Below are 2,155 nucleotides of genomic sequence, written 5' to 3' on the forward strand. Positions count from 1 at the left end.
CGCTGGCTGGGATGCCGCCGCTGGATCCTGCTCGGCGATGGGGGTTATTCCTGCGTTCATCTGGGCTGGGAATGCCTGAAGGCCCAGGCGACCTTGATCACCCGCCTGCGCCTGGATGCCCGCCTGTTTGCCTTTCCTCCGCCGGGCGTGGCGGGGCGTCGCGGTCCCAAGCCGAAAAAAGGCCCGGCGCTGGACAAACTCGCCACGCGCGTGGAGGAGGCGCGCGAACAGGGCACCGAGACCACGATTCAATGGTCTCGAGAGACCAAGACCCTGCGTCTGCTCAGCGACGTCTGTCTCTGGCACACCCCCGGCTGGCCGCCGCTGGCGATCCGCTGGGTGCTGGTGGTCGATCCCGCTGGCAAACTGCCGACCCAGGCGTTTTTCACCACCGACCTGACCCTGTCCGCCGCGCGGGTGGTCGAACGGTTCGTCTGGCGCTGGTCGATCGAAGTCACCTTCGAAGAGACCCGTCGCCACCTCGGGGTGGAGACCCAGCGGCAGTGGACACCCCAGGCGATCGCTCGCACCACGCCGCGGTTGCTCGCGCTGTTTTCGCTCGTCTGTCTGATGGTCGACCGGTGGCGCGACCGTTGGCCGATCCTGCCCCGCTCGACCGCGTGGTACCTCAAGTCGCACGCCACTTTCTCCGATTGCCTGGCGCTGGTGCGCCGCACGATCTGGGCCGAGGACAATTACGTCAACTCAACGCCAGACCAAGAGGCAGTCCTAATTTCGCCCCAGCGCCTGGAAGCCTTGCTCAACCAACTGGCGGCGACCCCCTGAAATGGCCAAAGTCGAGTATGTGATCACCTGATTTATTTACCGAGCTACGCTCTTGCCACTCATCACGCAGTAAGTGACTGATGAGTGGGCGCAGTGTGCAACGGTCACTTGGAGCGCCTGAGTTGCTCGGCCTAACCCGCCGGATTTCAATTAGCAATGGCAGTAAGCGTAACGAAACCTTTTTTCAAATGCTTAATTGTAAATAAATGACTGAAGATCGTGAATAATCAGGTGTAATCAAGCGGGAGTGTGAGAAACATGAAAGTGCGCGCACCACCGGGCTCTATGATCGGCGTCAAGATCTGATCAATCTGGATGAGGTGGAGCGCATTCGGATTTGAGGCTGACAACCAATCATTTTGTCATGTGTTGTGTTCTACGATGAATCTTTCGTGAGTGGCCGGCTAGTTCAAATCATCATACCGATAGTCTTTCCCACACTGACGGCATACCTTGTGGTTGTGTGCTTGGTCGATCAGATCACCATGACAATCACGTTGATTGCAAGTAAGAAACTGTCCATCAACTGTTTCCCGATTTTCGCAGGGCCATTATGCTTCATGGTTGGTGAAAGTTTGCTGAGGATGTCGAGGTGGCCGTCGTTGAACTGGTGATGTCGGAGTCGGTGGAAGCCCACGTCAAGTTGGTCTGTGAGCAACTCAACGAAAAGAACCGGCGCTGGGTTGCAGGCTTGCTGTCGGAAGTGGTCGGCTATGGCGGCACGAAGTGGGTGGCGGAGATCACCGGCTTGGATCCGAAAACCATCCGGCAAGGTCGCCTTGACCTTCAGACGGGGCTGGCGGACTCTCCAAGCGAGCGGGTGCGCCGCGCGGGCGGTGGGCGACCCCGATTGAAAAAAAGATTGGCGGCTGGAAGCGGATCTCCTTGCGCTGGTTGAGCCCGAAACGGGTGGGGATCCAGAGGGGCGCGCGCAATTTACCCGTAGCAGTTTACGTACCCTGGCCAAGCGCTTGGGCCGGGGATGCGCCACGACCGTGGGGCGGTTGCTCAAACCACTCGGGTATTCGCTCAAGACCAACGTCAAGCGCCTGATCGGCAAGGTCCATCCGCAACGTGACCGCCAGTATCGGTTCATCCAGCGCCTCAAGTCACGGTTCCTACGTTGCGGAGAACCCATCATCAGCGTGGACGCCAAGAAATCCGAGCTGATTGGCCAGTTCAAGAATGCGGGGGCGCGCTATTGCCGCACCGCCGATGTCGTCAACACGCATAGGTGTTCGGGATTTTTTAAGCCTGGACTTCCAGAAGCAACCTATTTAAACGACCTAAGGATGTCTCTCTTTTCTTATAATTTGGATCGAAAATTTCGTTTGCAAAAAGCTTTATCTTATTCGCTAGGTTATTAAAG

The 2,155-nt window shown here is 57.7% G+C and carries 3 protein-coding genes; all 3 read left to right on the top strand.

The annotated features are described in order from the left end of the window. The coding region (locus QZY07_RS07985; protein ID WP_295401390.1) for a hypothetical protein at positions 1 to 786 on the top strand (786 nt) is incomplete at its 5' end. 592 nt (positions 787 to 1,378) lie between these two features. Next, entirely contained in the window at positions 1,379 to 1,684 is a 306-nt protein-coding gene (locus QZY07_RS07990; RefSeq protein WP_295401391.1) for a transposase, read from the top strand. Continuing rightward, positions 1,677 to 2,153 carry a hypothetical protein gene (locus QZY07_RS07995; protein ID WP_295401392.1) on the top strand — a complete coding sequence of 159 codons (477 nt, stop codon included), beginning with the start codon at positions 1,677 to 1,679 and terminating at the stop codon, positions 2,151 to 2,153. Before QZY07_RS07990 ends, QZY07_RS07995 begins: the two co-directional genes overlap by 8 nt. The last annotated feature ends 2 nt before the right edge of the window (positions 2,154 to 2,155 follow it).

The organism is uncultured Thiocystis sp. (assembly GCF_903866365.1).
In the GTDB taxonomy this organism is placed as follows: domain Bacteria; phylum Pseudomonadota; class Gammaproteobacteria; order Chromatiales; family Chromatiaceae; genus Chromatium.